Annotated in this window: 16 protein-coding genes; 5 read left to right on the forward strand and 11 right to left on the reverse strand. The window is 59.7% G+C overall.

Annotated elements, in window-relative coordinates; genetic code table 11:
• The first annotated feature begins 185 nt into the window (after positions 1-185).
• Positions 186-1,562 carry a multicopper oxidase family protein gene (locus BK667_RS31400; protein ID WP_123599924.1) on the forward strand — a complete coding sequence of 459 codons (1,377 nt, stop codon included), beginning with the start codon at positions 186-188 and terminating at the stop codon, positions 1,560-1,562.
• Positions 1,562-2,056: a tRNA adenosine(34) deaminase TadA gene (tadA, locus tag BK667_RS31405; RefSeq protein ID WP_123599925.1), complete on the forward strand. Its 495-nt coding sequence runs from the start codon at positions 1,562-1,564 to the stop codon at positions 2,054-2,056. The genes BK667_RS31400 and tadA overlap by 1 nt, the downstream gene beginning before the upstream one ends.
• A gap of 169 nt (positions 2,057-2,225) precedes the next feature.
• Here the strand turns inward: tadA and cmoB are convergent, their stop codons facing one another.
• The 9 genes from cmoB to BK667_RS31450 form a co-directional block, all read right to left on the reverse strand.
• Positions 2,226-3,182 (reverse strand): tRNA 5-methoxyuridine(34)/uridine 5-oxyacetic acid(34) synthase CmoB, encoded by a 957-nt coding sequence (gene cmoB, locus BK667_RS31410; RefSeq protein ID WP_123599926.1) that lies wholly within the window; start codon positions 3,180-3,182, stop codon positions 2,226-2,228.
• The gene (cmoA, locus tag BK667_RS31415) at positions 3,179-3,958 is read right to left on the reverse strand and encodes a carboxy-S-adenosyl-L-methionine synthase CmoA (protein WP_185058300.1); all 780 of its coding nucleotides are present in this window, start codon (positions 3,956-3,958) and stop codon (positions 3,179-3,181) included. The genes cmoB and cmoA overlap by 4 nt, the downstream gene beginning before the upstream one ends.
• Positions 3,959-4,123: 165 nt before the next feature.
• The gene (locus BK667_RS31420) at positions 4,124-4,765 is read right to left on the reverse strand and encodes a lysoplasmalogenase (RefSeq protein WP_123599927.1); all 642 of its coding nucleotides are present in this window, start codon (positions 4,763-4,765) and stop codon (positions 4,124-4,126) included.
• A gap of 2 nt (positions 4,766-4,767) precedes the next feature.
• Positions 4,768-5,160 carry a protease inhibitor I42 family protein gene (locus tag BK667_RS31425; RefSeq protein WP_123509389.1) on the reverse strand — a complete coding sequence of 131 codons (393 nt, stop codon included), beginning with the start codon at positions 5,158-5,160 and terminating at the stop codon, positions 4,768-4,770.
• A 219-nt stretch (positions 5,161-5,379) separates the two neighbouring features.
• Complete coding sequence (locus BK667_RS31430; RefSeq protein WP_123599928.1) at positions 5,380-5,844, reverse strand: hypothetical protein; 465 nt, start codon at positions 5,842-5,844, stop codon at positions 5,380-5,382.
• 52 nt (positions 5,845-5,896) lie between these two features.
• Entirely contained in the window at positions 5,897-6,334 is a 438-nt protein-coding gene (locus BK667_RS31435; RefSeq protein ID WP_123599929.1) for a hypothetical protein, read from the reverse strand.
• 192 nt (positions 6,335-6,526) lie between these two features.
• A complete protein-coding gene (gene lon, locus BK667_RS31440; protein WP_123509392.1) occupies positions 6,527-8,944 on the reverse strand; it encodes an endopeptidase La in 2,418 nt (805 codons plus the stop codon).
• 227 nt (positions 8,945-9,171) lie between these two features.
• Entirely contained in the window at positions 9,172-11,583 is a 2,412-nt protein-coding gene (locus BK667_RS31445) for a glucose/quinate/shikimate family membrane-bound PQQ-dependent dehydrogenase (protein ID WP_123599930.1), read from the reverse strand.
• Positions 11,584-11,792: 209 nt separating this feature from the next.
• Complete coding sequence (locus BK667_RS31450; protein WP_123599931.1) at positions 11,793-13,175, reverse strand: carbohydrate porin; 1,383 nt, start codon at positions 13,173-13,175, stop codon at positions 11,793-11,795.
• 403 nt (positions 13,176-13,578) lie between these two features.
• On the opposite strand from BK667_RS31450, the gene BK667_RS31455 reads away from it, so the two are divergent.
• Entirely contained in the window at positions 13,579-13,809 is a 231-nt protein-coding gene (locus BK667_RS31455; protein WP_123509395.1) for a VF530 family protein, read from the forward strand.
• Positions 13,810-13,811: 2 nt separating this feature from the next.
• Positions 13,812-14,456 (forward strand): Pr6Pr family membrane protein, encoded by a 645-nt coding sequence (locus BK667_RS31460; RefSeq protein WP_123599932.1) that lies wholly within the window; start codon positions 13,812-13,814, stop codon positions 14,454-14,456.
• A gap of 123 nt (positions 14,457-14,579) precedes the next feature.
• Here the strand turns inward: BK667_RS31460 and BK667_RS31470 are convergent, their stop codons facing one another.
• Positions 14,580-15,368, reverse strand: coding sequence for a siderophore-interacting protein (locus tag BK667_RS31470; protein ID WP_123599933.1), 789 nt, complete (start codon positions 15,366-15,368; stop codon positions 14,580-14,582).
• Positions 15,365-15,937 carry a PadR family transcriptional regulator gene (locus tag BK667_RS31475; protein ID WP_123509398.1) on the reverse strand — a complete coding sequence of 191 codons (573 nt, stop codon included), beginning with the start codon at positions 15,935-15,937 and terminating at the stop codon, positions 15,365-15,367. Before BK667_RS31475 ends, BK667_RS31470 begins: the two co-directional genes overlap by 4 nt.
• A gap of 495 nt (positions 15,938-16,432) precedes the next feature.
• On the opposite strand from BK667_RS31475, the gene BK667_RS31480 reads away from it, so the two are divergent.
• The gene (locus BK667_RS31480; RefSeq protein WP_123509399.1) at positions 16,433-16,927 is read left to right on the forward strand and encodes a CS1 type fimbrial major subunit; all 495 of its coding nucleotides are present in this window, start codon (positions 16,433-16,435) and stop codon (positions 16,925-16,927) included.
• Positions 16,928-16,933: the final 6 nt, after the last annotated feature.

Raw genomic sequence — 16,933 nt, forward strand, 5'->3', positions numbered from 1 at the left:
CTCCGCGTCCCATTCAAAGCCGAACGCGGAGCGTCCGTTGAGGCATTCCCACGCAGAGCGTGGGAACGATCACCTCTCCTGCGGCCATCCGCCGCCCCACCCTTACTGTTTCTCAACCGCAGGTGTATCGTATTCGCCTTTTGCGGGCCCCTGGCCTGTCGCTGATACGTGAGGTAGTTGAGTTCATGTCCTTTACCCGTCGACAAATACTCGGTGGTCTGGCCGGTCTTGTGGTGGTTGGCGTGGGGGCCGGTGGCGCGTCGCGTTACTGGCTGGGCAAGATGGCCGACGCCGACGCGGGCCACGACTACGAACTGATCGCCGCCCCGCTGGACGTCGAGCTGGTCGCCGGGCACAAGACCCAAGCCTGGGCCTTCGGCCCGTCGGCACCGGGCACCGAGTTGCGCGTGCGTCAGGGCGAATGGCTGCGGGTGCGCTTCATCAATCACCTGCCGGTCGCGACCACCATTCACTGGCACGGCATCCGCCTGCCGCTGGAAATGGACGGCGTGCCCTACGTCTCGCAACTTCCGGTGTTGCCGGGCGAGTACTTCGACTACAAATTCCGCGTGCCCGACGCCGGCAGCTACTGGTATCACCCTCACGTGAACAGCAGCGAAGAACTCGGTCGTGGCCTGGTCGGCCCGCTGATCATCGAAGAGCGCGAGCCCACCGGTTTCAAGTACGAAAAAACCCTGAGCCTCAAGAGCTGGCACGTCGATGATGAGGGCGCGTTCGTCGCGTTCAGCATTCCCCGTGAAGCGGCTCGTGGTGGCACGGCGGGGCGGCTGTCGACCATCAACGGCGTGCCACAAGCGGTGATTGACTTGCCTGCCGGGCAGATCACCCGCGTGCGCATTCTCAACCTCGACAACACCCTGACCTATCGCCTCAATATCCCCGGCGTCGAAGCGCAGATCTATGCGCTGGATGGCAACCCCATCGAACCGCGTCCGTTGGGCAAGGAATACTGGCTCGGCCCGGGCATGCGCATTTGCCTGGCGATCAAGGCCCCGCCGGCCGGTGAAGAGCTATCCTTGCGCAACGGGCCGGTGCGCGTGGGCACTTTGCGTTCGGTGGCCAACAGCGACGCCCCGACCCAATGGCCGCCCGCGCTGCCCGCCAACCCGGTGGCCGAGCCGGACCTGGCCAATGCCGAGAAACTCAACTTCAATTTCGAATGGGTGGGCTCGGTGTCGGTCAACGTCGATAACGGCAAACCGCCGAGCCTGTGGCAGATCAACGGCAAGGCCTGGGACATCACCGACAAGACCTGCGCCGACCGCCCGATTGCCAAGCTCGAAAAGGGCAAGAGCTACATTTTCGAATTGAAGAACATGACCCAATACCAGCATCCGATTCACTTGCACGGCATGAGTTTCAAGGTGATTGCCTCGAACCGGCACAAGGTCATCCCGTACTTCACCGATACCTACCTGCTGGGCAAGAACGAGCGCGCGCAAGTGGCGCTGGTGGCGGATAACCCGGGCGTCTGGATGTTCCACTGCCATGTGATCGATCACATGGAAACCGGCCTGATGGCCGCCATCGAGGTAGCGTGATGCGTCAGATTCGTCCCGCGGCGATCATCGACCGCAGCCGCGACCGCGATTTCATGCGCGAAGCCTTGGCCCTCGCCGCTAAGGGTGCGGCATTGGGCGAAGTGCCGGTGGGCGCGGTGCTGGTGCAGGACGGGGAAATCATCGGTCGCGGCTTCAACTGCCCGATCAGCGGCCACGACCCCAGCGCCCACGCGGAAATGGTCGCGATCCGCGCCGCCGCCCTGGCCGTCAACAACTATCGCCTGCCCGGCAGCACCCTCTACGTGACCCTGGAGCCGTGCAGCATGTGTGCCGGCCTGATCGTGCATTCACGGATTGCGCGGGTGGTGTACGGCGCCCTGGAGCCCAAGGCCGGGATTGTGCAGAGTCAGGGGGAGTTTTTTACCCAGGGCTTCTTGAATCACCGGGTGTTGTTTGAAGGCGGGGTGTTGGCGCAGGAATGTGGCGCGGTGCTCAGCGAATTCTTCAAGGCCCGAAGAGCCAGCAGAGACTGATCGTTCCCACGCTGATCGTTCCCACGCTCTGCGTGGGAATGCCGCCCGGGACGCTCCGCGTCCCTTCGCTGGCGTGACGCAGAGCGTCACAGGATGCATTCCCACGCGGAGCGTGGGAACGATCAAAGGTGCAGGTGATTTGTAGGAGCGAGGCTTGCCCGCGAAGCTTTTATTTACGGGCGACAATCACCGCGCGCATCGGCGCCGGCAGTCCTTCAACGGTCTTGCTGTGATCTTCCGGATCCAGGAAATCACTCAACGACTGATACTTCATCCATTCCGTCCCGCGCTGTTCCTCGACGGTGGTCACGCTCACATCCACACAACGAACATCGGTGAACCCGGCACGCCGCAACCACAATTCCAGCGCCGGCACCGACGGCAGGAACCACACGTTACGCATCTGCGCATAACGGTCTTCCGGTACCAGCACCTGCTGCTGATCGCCTTCAATCACCAGCGTCTCCAGCACCAATTCGCCGCCCTTGACCAGGCAATCCTTCAGCGCCAGTAAATGCTCGATCGGCGAGCGGCGGTGGTAGAACACGCCCATGGAAAACACCGTGTCGAAGCCTTCCATGTTCGGCGGCAGGTCTTCGAACGGGAACGGCAGGTGCCAGGCGTTGGGTTCGGACAGGTAACGCTGCACGGCCTGGAACTGGCAGAAGAACAGCCAGTTCGGATCGACGCCAATCACGCTGTCGGCCCCGGCGCCGAGCATGCGCCACATGTAGTAGCCATTGCCGCAGCCGACGTCGAGGATGCGTTTGCCCTTCAAGTCCAGATGCGGTGCAACCCGCGACCATTTCCAGTCCGAGCGCCATTCAGTGTCGACGTGCACGCCGAACAAATCGAACGGCCCTTTACGCCACGGCGACAAACCCATCAGCGCGGTACGCATCTGCGCACGGGTTTCATCGTCGCAATCGGTGTCCAGGGTCAGGCCGTTGAGCAAATCAACTTCACTCGGCTGGATCTTCGGCAACGCGTCCAGCGCACTTTGCCAGCGCTCCAGGTCGCCGTGGCCCTTCTCCATTTTTTTGTCGAGTTGCGCTTGCAGGGTGTTGGCCCATTCGGCCAGCGGGGTGCCGGCCAGACGGCGGGCGAGGGGGGACAGATCAATCATGGCAAGGCAATCAACGAGGCAAAGTTAAGACACTGGAACCACGGCACGACTTTCGAGAACCCGGCGGCCAGCAGGCGTTCGCGGTGTTCTTCGAGGCTGTCGGGCTTCATGACGTTTTCGATGGCGCTGCGCTTCTGGGCGATTTCCAGTTCGCTGTAGCCGTTGGCGCGTTTGAACGCGACGTGCAAATCGGTGAGCAACGCGTGTTCTTCGAGATCGTTGAAACGCAGCTTCTCCGACAGAATCAACGCGCCGCCAGGCAGCAACGACTGGCGGATGCGGCTGAGCAACGCGGTGCGCTGGTCAGGGGCGATGAATTGCAGGGTGAAGTTCAGCGCCACCACCGAGGCGGGCTGGAATTCGAGGGCGAGGATGTCGCCTTCGATCACTTCAACCGGCAGCAACTCCTGGAACATCGAGTCCTGGCCGTTGAGGTATTCACGGCAACGCTCGACCATCGCCGCCGAGTTATCCACAGCGATCACCCGGCAACCGTCGGTGCGCACGTGACGGCGCAGGGCTTGAGTGACGGCGCCGAGGGACGAGCCGAGGTCGTAGAGCACGCTGTGGGGCTGGGCGAATTGCGCGGCGAGCACGCCGAGGTTTTCGACGATGGTCGGGTAACCCGGCACCGAGCGCTTGATCATGTCCGGGAACACCCGTACCACGTCCTCGTTAAAGGCGAAGTCAGGCACCTGGGCCAAAGGCTGGGCGAAAAGGCGATCGGGTTCTTTGCTCACGGCGGTTCCAGCGGCGTAGGTGGAAAAGGCCGGCATTTTAGCCAAATTGACCGGGGGATGCGCGGGTTGTCTGATAAACCGCGTTTGCGATGATCGTTCCCTCGCTCTGCGTGGGAATGCCGCCCGGGACGCTCCGCGTCCCATCGCAAGCATGACGCGGAGCGTCACAGGATGCATTCCCACGCAGAGCGTGGGAACGATCTAGGCTAAACGCGGTTTCGGACCGAACGCCGACGCCGTAATCCCCCATTGCCCCACCCAATAACTGAGGATGATCACATAAGGCGCAGCCTCAAACGGCATCACAAACCGACTGATCCCGATCACGCTATCGGAAAACACAAACGCCACCGCGCCCGCCGCCGCCAGCCATGCCGAGCGCCGGGGCACATCGCTACCGAGCCTTGCCAATGCGCGCCAAAGCATCGCACTGATGGCCACGCCATAAACAATCACCGGCACCAGCAACGGCCCCAGTCCGTGGGAAATCAGAATCCCCAACAGCACCGCGCCCACCGCGACGGCCAGGATCAACGGCAACAGCGCCAATCGCCGGCAATCGCTCAAGTACGCTTTCAGATACGCCAGATGCGCCACCAAAAACGCCCCCAGCCCAAACACAAACAAATCTCCCGGCCACGCCAGCAACACGTCACCGAGCAGAGAGAAAATCAGGCCGAGGCTGATCCAGCGGCGGTACTCGGTGGGCGGCGCGTCGTGCAACCAGCCGAGCAGGGCCAATACCGGCAGCGGTTTGACCAACAGGCAAAGCAGCGCGGCATGCACGCTCAACCCATACAGAAAGGTCACCGCGCCCATCAGCGCCAGAATCAGCCAGCCCACGATCAGTTAACCGAAATCGCGCAGTCGAAGGTTTTCACCGCCGGCACTTCCGGCGCCCACGGCTGCGAGTAGGTCAGGCGCAAACGCCCGGTGCCCGTGGCGAAAGACTGGAAACGCCAAGTCGAAATCCCGGCGCTGCCGACGATTCCGGCGTCTTCCGGGTTGCTGTAAACCTCGGGGCTGAGGGCGCGCAACACACCACCGGCGGAATCCTGGACCGCCCAACGATACCCCGTGGTCGGATTGCTCGGCAGAATCAGAATCAGGTTTTGTCCGTTGTTCAGTCTGGCCGGGCATTCGCTTTGTTTTTCCACGGTCACGTTCTGTTTCGACGGCGTGGCGCAAGCGGCCAGCAGGGCGAGGCTGAGAGGGAGTAACAGGCGAGTGGGGGACATAAGGTCAGTGGCTCCGGCGTTCACTACGAACGGCGAGCATAACTGAAGTCGGGGGGAATACTAAATGTGCTGACGGCTTCAAAGGTCGCCGGAGCAACTCCGACGCCTTTGAGGCCAGGGACTATTCAATGGCGAGGTAAATATCGAAGTCAGCTTCAATGATAGTGTTCATCAGTAACTCCTGCTGATGGGGGCCAAAGGAGTAGGTGTAACGCTGTGTCAGATGGGACGGACCTGAAGGTGGATGTCGAAAGTTCCCTCTATGTCGAGATCGGGTTGCCCACTGTTTCGCCCTGTGAACTTGTAGTCCCCACGGTAAAGCTGATCGCTGGTGGCGGCCTGGATGGTGACCAAGCCGTTGATTGCTGCATAGTCGATAACGTCTTCAAGTCCATTTAAATCTGCATATTCAGTATAAGTTATGCGCTGGACCGGAGACTCAGGAGTGCCCACCGAATAAACACCAGGTTGTATGTTTTTCTTCATGCGCAGAGTCAGACGCTTTCGGCTTTGGAGCGTGTCTATGTTTGCCACGGTTGTAATGATGATGTCAGTTTCGGAGAACGCGTAACTTATGGCGTTGCTGGTAAGGAGCACTCTATTCGGTGACGCCTTGATTTCCGTCACGCCACTAACAGAAATCGCCGCTGCCAGTGCGTTGAAATCCTCTGATTCACTACTCATAAAAACCTTCCTTTCACTGGGTGAAAATAGTCGGGCAAGTGTTCAAATTGGGTTAATTCATTTCTTCGACATAGAACGTGAAGCTGCCCTTCAACTCGCGAGTTGCGTTGCCAATCCCGGACTTTACCGCCAGGACGAACTCTTTAACTTCATAGGTGCGTATTGGCGTTCCGGCGCCGGTCACATTTATCTCCAATACACCGGAAATGATGGAGTATTCATTACGTCTCGATTGTGCGCCGTCATAAGTAAGCTCTGTATAGCCGGCAGAGGAAAAAACTGAGCCTTGCTGAAGAGGGTATCTTCCGCTGCTGATGTGGTTAAGGAGCCCAAAAGATATTTGCCTCTCGCTGTTGGGGCGTCCGTGGTTGGTGTGAAACGCAAGCGCATAGTCGGGCAGGTCAATGCGGGCAATGGATAAGTCTGTCGATTCGAAAGTTACTCGATGCGCAGTATTGAAACTGATACTTCCGTTGAGAGTAGTGTCCATGAACTGGTTATTCCTACGGTAGGGCTGACGGGTGCCTGAAGTTTGGCCAATTCAGGTGCCGAGACCTACTGTCAGAGTTGACAGTTTTTTAGAATGATTTGATATAGGTTGGCAAACCTTTCGATTCGGAAATAAAAAATGGCCGGGGTTCAGACCGGCCATTTACTACATCGATACTTCTGTGCAACTGAATCAGAACAATATTTTCGCCACATCCGCAAAACGCTTGGCGAAGTGCACGGTAATCCCTTCCTTCAGATAGTCCGGCAATTCCTCGAAGCTGCCACGGTTCGGCTCTGGCAGGATCAGTTCAAAGATCTTCTGCCGCCGCGCCGCGATCACCTTCTCACGCACCCCGCCAATCGGCAGTACATGCCCGGTCAACGTCAGTTCGCCGGTCATGGCGATGCCTTTTTTCGGTGCCTGGTTACGGGCCAGGGACAGCAGGGCGCTGGCCATGGTCACGCCGGCGCTCGGGCCGTCTTTCGGGGTGGCGCCTTCCGGCACGTGGAGGTGGACGAAGGCTTCGTCGAAGAACTTCGGATCACCGCCAAACGACTTCAGGTTGGAGCTGACGTAGCTGTAGGCGATTTCCGCCGACTCTTTCATCACGTCGCCCAATTGCCCGGTGAGTTTGAAGCCACGGTTGAGCGTGTGAATCCGCGTCGCTTCAATCGGCAGGGTCGCGCCGCCCATGCTGGTCCAGGCCAGCCCGGTGATGACGCCGGTGCCGGACAGCACCTGCTCGTTGCGGAACACCGGATGACCGAGCGAGGCTTCCAGGTCTTTGGGGCCGATCTTGATCACGGCTTTCGGCTCGTCGATCAACTTGACCACGGCTTTGCGCACCAGCTTGCCCAGTTCTTTTTCCAAGTGGCGCACCCCGGCTTCACGGGCATATCCATCGATCAATGCTTTCAACGCGCTGTCGCTGATGCTCAGGCTGCCTTTCGACACGCCGGCCTTCTCCAGTTGCTTGGGCCACAGGTGACGCTTGGCGATGGCGATTTTTTCTTCGGTGATGTATCCCGACAGGCGAATCACTTCCATCCGGTCCAGCAACGGGCCGGGGATCGAGTCCAGGGTGTTGGCGGTGCAGACGAACAGCACTTTCGACAGGTCCAGGCGCAGGTCCAGATAGTGGTCGAGGAATTCGACGTTCTGTTCCGGGTCGAGGGTTTCCAGCAGCGCCGAGGCCGGGTCGCCCTGGTAGCTCTGGCCCATCTTGTCGATCTCGTCGAGCATGATCACCGGGTTCATCACTTCGACGTCTTTCAACGCCTGCACGAGTTTGCCCGGTTGTGCGCCGATGTAGGTGCGGCGATGACCCTTGATCTCGGCCTCGTCGCGCATGCCACCCAGGCTAAAACGGTAGAACGGGCGACCGAGGGATTCGGCGATGGACTTGCCGACGCTGGTCTTGCCCACGCCCGGCGGACCCACCAGCAGCACGATGGAGCCGCTGATCTCGCCTTTATAGGCACCGACCGCGAGGAATTCGAGGATGCGGTCCTTGATGTCATCGAGGCCTGCGTGGTGTTTGTCCAGCACCTTGCGCGCGTGCTTGAGGTCGAGTTTGTCCTCGCCATACACGCCCCACGGCACCGATGTCGCCCAGTCGAGGTAATTGCGGGTGACCGCGTACTCCGGCGAACCGGTTTCGAGGATCGACAGCTTGTTCATTTCCTCTTCGACGCGTTTCTGCGCCTGAGGCGGCAACACTTTGCCTTCCAGGCGTTGCTCGAACTGCTCGATGTCGGCGCTGCGATCATCCTTGGTCAGCCCCAGTTCCTGCTGGATGACCTTGAGCTGTTCCTTGAGGAAGAACTCGCGCTGATGCTCGCCGATCTTGCGGTTCACTTCGGCGGAGATTTCTTTCTGCAGGCGCGCAACTTCGACTTCTTTGCGCAGCATTGGCAGGACTTTTTCCATGCGCTTGAGCATTGGCACGCAGTCGAGCACTTCCTGCAACTCGCCACCGGTGGCGGACGTGAGCGCGGCGGCGAAGTCAGTCAGCGGCGATGGATCGTTGGGGCTGAAGCGGTTGAGGTAATTCTTCAACTCTTCGCTGTACAGCGGGTTGAGCGGCAGCAGTTCCTTGATCGCATTGATCAGCGCCATGCCGTAGGCCTTGACCTCGTCAGTCGGTTCGGTGGGCTGATGCGGGTATTCGACTTCCACCAGATACGGCGGTCGATGGTGCTTGAGCCAGGTCTTGATGCGCACCCGGGTCAGGCCCTGGGCGACGAACTGCAATTTGCCGTTTTCACGACTGGCGTGGTGCACCTTGACCAGGGTGCCGTACTCCGGCAGCGCGGCGGTATCGAAATGGCGCGGATCTTCCTGGGGCGTGTCCATATAGAACAGGGCCAGGGAGTGATGATCGGATTTGCTCACCAGGTCCAGTGTTTCAGCCCACGGTTCTTCATTGACGATCACCGGCAGCACTTGGGCCGGGAAGAACGGGCGATTGTGGATCGGGATGATGTAAACCTTGTCCGGCAGGTTCTGGCCAGGCAGGGCAAGGCCTTTACCGGTGGAATGGTGTTCGATGTGGTCTGTTTCGGCGTATTCGCTCGGGTCTTCAGGAAATTCTTGCTGGTCGCTCATGGGGCACCTGCGCAATGGGGTATGGGTCTTAGATGGGGCAGGTGGGGGGTGGTTTCAATGGCAATGGATATTTCAGGGTGTGTGTTCAGGGTTTTGACAGGTCATTGGCCTGAGGAATACCGCTCCCACAGGGGATCAGTGGTGTATTGAAGATTGCGTTCATTTCGCATCCACAAAAAAAGGCGACCCCCTCACAGGAGTCGCCTTCGTTTAACCGCCGCTAAAACTTACTCGGGCAGTTTGTAAGCGATCACATAGTCGCCCATTTTGGTGCCCAGCGAGCCGTGGCCGCCAACAACGAGCAATACGTACTGTTTGCCGTCCTTGCCGGTGTAGGTCATCGGTGTGGCTTGGCCGCCGGCCGGCAGGCGCGACTTCCACAGTTCCTTGCCGCTATTGACGTCATAGGCGCGCAGGTACTGGTCCAGGGTGCCACTGAGGAAGCCGACGCCGCCCGCGGTGACGATCGAGCCGCCCATGCTTGGCACGCCGATCGGCAGGCCGATAGGCACTGGCGAGCTGTCGCGGCTGGTGCCGTTTTTGCGCTTCCACACCACTTTGTTGGTGGTCAGGTCGATACCGGTGACATAGCCCCAGGCCGGGGCCTGGCACGGTACGCCGAACGGCGACATGAACGGGTGCATGGTCACGGCGTAGGGCGCACCGGTGTTGGGCTGGATGCCAGCGGTTTCGCTTTCGCGCTTGCTGTCAGCCGCCACTTCGGCGCGGGGGATCATTTTCGAGACGAACGCCATGTAGTTCGGGCTGGTGAACAGCAGTTGGCGAACCGGATCGACCGACACGCTGCCCCAGTTGAACACACCGACGTTACCCGGATAGACCAGGCTGCCCTGCAACGACGGCGGGGTGTACTGACCTTCGTAACGCAGTTCCTTGAACTGGATGCGGCAGAGCATCTGGTCGAACGGGCTGGCGCCCCACATGGCTTTTTCGGTCAGTTCCGGGGCCAGCAGGTTGAGGTCCGAACGGGCCTGGGTCGGGGCGGTATGGTCGCCCTTGACCGCGCCTTGTGGCACCGCAATTTCACGAATCGGCACAATCGGCGTGCCATCGCGACGGTCCAGCACATACAGGCTGCCCTGCTTGGTCGGTGCGATCACTGCCGGCTTCACGCCGTCGGCGGTTTTCAGGTCCAGCAGGGTTGGCTGGCTGCCGACGTCCATGTCCCACAGGTCATGGTGAGTGAACTGGTAGTTCCAGCGCACCTTGCCGGTAGCCAAATCGAGAGCAACGAGGCCGGCGCTGAATTTCTCGGCGCCTGGCATGCGGTCGCCACCGTACTGGTCAGGCATCTGGTTGCCCAATGGCAGGTAAACCATGCCGAGTTTCTCGTCGACGCTGGCCAGGGACCACATGTTCGGCGAGTTGCGGGTGTAGGTTTTGCCCGGTGCCAACGGCTCGGTTGCGTCCGGGTTGCCGCTGTCCCAGTTCCAGACCAGATGACCGTCATGCACATCGAACGCACGGATCACGCCGGAAGGCTCGTTGGTCGATTCGTTGTCGGTGACGTGACCGCCCATGATCACCAGGTCGCGGGTAATCGCGGCCGGGGACGTGGCGTAGTAACCACCGGCAGTGAACGGGCCGATGCCCTGAGTCAGGTCAACCACGCCGTTAGTGCCAAAGCCTTCGCAGACCTTGCCGGTGTCAGCGTTGATCGCGATCAGGCGTGCATCGGCGGTCGGCAGGTACAGACGACGCGGGCAGGCCTGGGCGACGGCTTTACCGGCTTCGGAGACAACGGCGGCCGAGGCGTTGCCTGCTTGGGCGTAGGCATTCTCGTCGTAGTAAGAGACGCCGCGGCAGGTCATGTGGGCGAAGCCCTTGAAGCCTACCGGGCTCTTGATCTGCGGGTCGAAGCGCCACAGTTCCTTGCCGGTGTCCGGGTCCAGCGCCAACACTTTGCTGTGAGCAGTGCAGGCATAGATCATGCCGTTGACCTTCAGCGGGGTGTTTTCGTTGGTCAGCTCCACCGGGTCATCGGCGGTCGGCAGGTCGCCGGTCTGGATACGCCAGGCTTCCTGCAACTTGCCGACGTTGGCCGGGGTGATCTGTTTCAGCGGCGAGTAGCGGTCACCGAATTCGGTGCGGCCATAGGCCTGCCAATCGCCGTCGGGCATGGCCGGGGCGGTGCTGGTCAGGTCGGTGGTGTCGCGGCCCAACTCGCCGAAGATTTCATTCGGATGGGTGAATTGACTGGCCACGGCAGTGGCGCCCGCCAACACCACCGCCACGCTCAACGCAGCGGTGCCCAACGGTGCGGCGCCATCGCGCAGCAACGGACGGCGGAACCACGGCAACAACAAAACCACACCCAGCGCAAACCACAGCGACAGACGCGGCACCAGTTGCCACCAATCGAGGCCGATTTCCCACAACGCCCACACGGTACTGGCGAACAGCACCAGTGCGTAGAGGCCCAGCGCCGCGCGACGGGCGGCAATCAACAACACGCCGCTCAGTGCGAAGCCGATACCGGCCAGCAGGTAATACAGCGAGCCGCCAAGCATGCTCAGCTTGATCCCTCCGGCCAGCATGGCCAGGCCCATTAGCAGAAGCAGGATGCCGAGCAGGCTCGGCAGCAGACGGCTTCGACTCAAAGCACCATCAGTGCTCATAGTGTGGTTCTCCGTGACGTTTTAAGTAGTCCCGCGCAAGTTCACTGTAGATGACGATCTGGCGTGGGCATGGTTCAGTTATAAAAGTGAAACTATCCCTGTAGGAGCGAGGCTTGCCCGCGAAGGCGTCGGCACATCCAACATTTATGTCGACTGACACGCCGTCTTCGCGGGCAAGCCTCGCTCCTACAGGGGGTGTGTGGTGTGGGTTAGAACGACGAGGTGATTTTGATCCCGCCAATCAGTGCGTCATCGACCTGGTCCACGCCACCGGGGTGACGGATGTATTGCAGGTTCGGGCGCACGGTCAGCCAATTGGTCACGTGCACGCCGTAATAGAGTTCGGCGCTGTATTCGGTGTCTTGCGGCGGCAGGAACGACGGATCGTCATAGTCGTAGACCGCGCGGGCCTGGTTGGTCGCCTCGGCGTTCTTGCGATAGGCCGGGTTAACGTGGACGCGGGCCAGGGCAAATCCGATATCGTCCTTGGCGCGGGCATCGAACAGGCCTTTGTAGACGACGCCAGCCTGGACGTAGTTGTCGATCGCATTGGTCTTTTTGTCGTGCATCGTGCCGTTGGCGAACACGCTCAAGCCACGGGAGTTGTCGCTGGCGCGGCTGGTGATCTGCTGCTGCACACCGAGCCATACACCGTGCTTGCTCGACGCGCTGCGGTAAGCCTCGCCACTCAGGGCGGCGGGCTGGCCATTACTGTCCTTGTAGGCGTCGGTAGCCTTGGCGTTGCTGTAGTAATAACCGGCGCGGTACTCGCCCGGCAGGCCATTGAGCTTGGGCGTCCACACCAACTCAATCGGCAAAATCGCGCCTTGGGTGCCGCTGCCGCTGAGCTTGAAACCATTGCCGCGATCCAGGTTGGATGGGTTCTGTTCGTAGGCGCCGACCTGCGCGTACAGCTCGGGGGTCAGGTGATATTTGACCCGCATCGCCCACTGACTGACCGGCCAGTTGTACCAGATGCCGCCGACCCAGTTGCCGACTTGCGAGCCGCAGAACGCCAGGTTCTGGAAGTCGCAGGGGAAGCTGTTGAAGTCTTCGCCTTCACCAAAGCGGCCGACCTTGATGTCGAGCTTCTGGTCGAAGAATTTCTGCTGGTACCACATCTGCGTCAGGCGCCAGGTTTGGCCACGGCCCCAGACTTCCTGGGCCGAAGTGAAACCACCGACCCGTGGATCGTTGATCCGGTCGTTGCTGATGTTGTTGCCGTTGCGTTCGGTGATGGTCAGCTGAAATTCAGCATCGTCCCAGCCCAGGATCTTCTGCAAATCCAGGTGCGTGCCGAGGCCGAACTGGTCGCTGTAGCGCGCCGTGCGATCGTGGTCATAGCCGCCGTGCAGGTTGCTGCCCATTTCGCCGGTGTAATCGACTTTGAAGTCATAGCCTTTTTCCGCAAGTTCGGTGCGCGTACCGTTCCAGTCGCCGAACATCCACTTCGAGTCGCTATCGAAGGCCGGGGCCGCGTGTACACAGGTAGCGAGGCCGAAGGCACTGAGGCCGCCGATCAGGTTCAGGGCTTTTCGGTGGGCCACAGGGGTGGAGACAGCGCTGTCTCGCGGAGTTGGAAAGTCGGGCATAAAGTAGAAATTCTTGATCTTTTTCTGGGGGGTGAACTGAACGCAGCGAGATGGAACGGGCAGTGAAGCGTTTCAGCTTAAGGACGGCAGGATAATGATCTGTAACAAAGAGAGAAAGCGCTTTTACTGACATGCAGCTTTTCGGATTTGGTAATAGTCGGCTGCGACCCGTTGCCACAGGAGATTAACCGGTAAACCAATGCACAACCTGTAGGAGCAAAGCTTGCTCGCGATGACGGCTCAACATTCAGCATGGGTGGTGACTGACCCACCGCCATCGCGAGCAAGCTTTGCTCCTACGGGTGGTGGTGATTGGCCTACAGTTAACGGAGCGCTTCCACCCAACCAAACCCTCGGCTAAGGTGCGCGGCTTCTTTATTCTTTCTTCGCGCAAAGGCCCGGCATGACCGAACAAAACACCAACCCGCTACACGGCGTGACCCTGGAACAGATCCTCAACGCCCTGGTTGAGCACTATGAATGGGCGGGGTTGGCCGAGCGTATCGATATTCGCTGTTTCAAGAGCGACCCGAGCATCAAGTCGAGCCTGACGTTCCTGCGCAAAACCCCGTGGGCGCGGGAGAAGGTCGAACGTCTTTACGTGAAGTTGATGCGCACCAAGCGTCCGGTCTGAACATGCTGATCCCCTCTGCTGCGAGGCGTCGTTGTATAGCCGTGACGGCGGTGCTGGGCTGGGTTGGCTTGACGGTGCAGATGTACCTGATTCTCGGCACCCGCTGGGAGATCGGCGCCAGCCTGCTGGGCGGATTGGTGAGTTTCTTCAGCTTCTTTACCGTGCTGAGCAACACGTTGGTCGCAGTCGTGTTGACCTGTGAACTGACCCCGCGCGAGTCGGTGGCGCGCCGCTGGTTTTTGCAGCCGTCGGTGAGCAGCGGCATCGCCGTGAGCATTGTTGTGGTCGCGCTCGCGTACAGCCTGTTGTTGCGCCATTTGTGGCATCCAGAAGGCTGGCAACTGCTGGCCGACGAGTTGCTGCACGACATCATGCCGCTGCTGTTTCTTATTTATTGGTGGTGCTGCGTGCCCAAAGGTACGTTGCGCTGGCGGCATATCGGTTGGTGGGTGATTTACCCGCTGGTGTACTTCGCTTATGTGCTGCTGCGCGGGCATGTGCTGAGTGCTTATCCGTATCCGTTCATTGATGTGGGGGCGCTGGGTTATCCACAGGTGTTTCTCAATGCCGGGGGGATATTGGCGGGGTTTGTTGCGATTGCGGTGTTGGTGGTTGGGCTGGATCGCTGGCGAAAACCGAGTAGGTGAACACTGAAGATCAAATGTGGGAGCGAGCTTGCTCGCGATAGCGGTGGTGCAGTCAACATGAATGTTGAATATCAAACCGCTATCGCGAGCAAGCTCGCTCCCACAGGATTTTCGCAGGGACGATTATTCCTCGTCGCTGCCCTCTGCCCGCCAGTAACCCACCGCTTTAACCAACTGCTCATCCAGCCCATGCTCATCGAGCAACACTCGGCGGATCTGCCGCGACACTTTGGTCTCAGTCGCCACCCAGGCATACAGATTGCCGCTCGGTACCTGCAACTCTTTCACCGCGTTCAGCAGGTTGTTCTGGCCGCCGTCGCGCAAGACCCAGATCACCTGCACCTGCGCCGCGCTTTGCAGCTTCTGTTGTTCACCACCGTTTTCCACCTCGATGATCACCAGCGCGCGGCGATTGGCCGCCAGCCCTTCCAGGCGTCGGGCGATGGCGGGCAGCGCGGTTTCATCGCCGATCAGCAAGTAGCTGTCGAAGATGTCCGGCACGATCATCGAGCCCCGTGGCCCGCCGATGTGCAGGAATTGTCCGGGCTGGGCCTGCTCGGCCCAGGTCGAGGCAGGGCCGTCGCCGTGCAGGACAAAATCGATGTCCAGTTCCAGCGTGTCCAGGTCGTAGCGCCGTGGCGTGTAATCGCGCATGGCCGGCAGCGGTTGATCGGTTTTACCGGCGCCCAGCACTAATGTTTCCAGCGCGGCGGTTTCTGCGGCGTTCTGTGGGAACAGCAGTTTGACGTGGTCGTCGGTGCCAAGGCTGACAAACCCCGCCAGCTCTGGCCCGCCGAGGGTAATGCGGCGCATGCGCGGGGTCAGGTCGACCACCCGCAGCACTTGCAACCGACGGCGTTTGATCTCGTGCATTACGCGGTGAATGGTCTGGTTTTCAAAAACGACATTCATTCGGCGTTCTCCTGTGCGGCTTGAACGGCAGGGCCGTCGACGATGGCTTTGGCGGTGTTATTGAGCAGGGCGGCGACGCGGATGATTTCTTCCGGGCTCCAGCGCCCGTGATGCAGTTGCAGGGCATGGCGCAGGTTGTGCACCGCTTCGTGGATTTCCGCCGGGCGATCATGGCCGCGCAGCGAACGTTTGCTGACGTCGATGCGCATCCGCACACCTTCCAGGGCGATCGCCTGATCGCTCAGGGATTGGCGCCCGGCGTCGGTCACGCTGTAGCGTTTTTTCCCGCCCTCGGCATCGCCGGTGATCATTTCGCTTTCTTCAAGGAAGGTCAGGGTCGGGTAAATCACCCCGGGGCTGGGGCTGTAGGCGCCGTCGAACATGCCTTCAATCTGGCGGATCAGGTCGTAGCCGTGGCAGGGCTGCTCAGCGATCAACGCCAACAACAGCAGCTTCAAATCGCCGGGGGCGAAGACCCGTGGGCCGCGTCCACCGCGTTCGCGGCCGGGGCGTTTCTCGAAGCCGTCGCGGCCGTCACCGTGTTCGCGGTGGGAATGATGGTCTCTCATTTATCAGCTCTCTCGTCATGTTTAGATACAACTTAAGATATATCTTTATCCAAAGGCAAGGCGTTTTCCGTGGGACGCTTCGGCGCACCGACGAGCGGTGAGGTTCGTTGTGCGCAGGGATTCAGCACGGTTGCGAATCTGAAATCGATATTTTCAAGATCAGACAGGTGTAACTTAGAAGTTAAAGTTATCACTCTATTAATACTTCGGTTTATAGTCTGGAAGTGCCTTTCGTGCCCTGTTTGCAGTTAAATAAGCTGTATGGTTTTTTTGATAAAACTGTCTGTAGGCAAGTGCTGACAGTTACCCATCGCTAATTGTCTTTTTTGATCTTTTTTCTGGCCTGTTGCGAGGCATCTAACTACATGTTCGTCGGAAGTTACTTGCTTACTTTCCGAGGGCGGTGGTGGATCATTCGCTGGCGTTGAAAGTTCAAGCCCCAACAGGGTTTGAACTTTCTATGAGCCACTTAATTGACAAGACAGGTACTTAAAGATGTTCAAGAAAATGACTGTTGCTGCACCATTGGCTTTGCTGGCGCTGACCTCTTCCATGGCATTCGCCGCCGGTGAAGCGCGTCACTCGATCAACATTGTCGCCCACGTACCGACCAATGGTTTCTACGTGGTGCCTGTCGATCCTGACCTGGTCAACAAGGACCAGCGCATGGATTTCAGCCCAAGCAGCGGCACCATGGAAGAAGTCCACGGCTTCTTTGATGTGCGCAACAACAACGGTTCGGTACACGCCAGTGTCGTGACCGCTCCCAAGCTGATGGCGGGTGCCAACACCATCGACTTGAAAGTCGAAATGAATGGCAAGGAACTGACCACCACCCCGCAAATGGTCGTGGGTGAGTCGGAGTCCGATGTGAACTATCGCGCGCCACTGCGTATCAGCGCCAAGGGTACGACTTTCCAACCCGGCGATTACACCGGTGTGGTGGCGATGATGTTTGATGCCGTCCCTCCAGTTGGCGGAAGTCGCTAACTTTCC

The sequence above is a fragment of the Pseudomonas frederiksbergensis genome (genome assembly GCF_003732705.1).
In the GTDB taxonomy this organism is placed as follows: Bacteria; Pseudomonadota; Gammaproteobacteria; order Pseudomonadales; family Pseudomonadaceae; genus Aquipseudomonas; species Aquipseudomonas frederiksbergensis_F.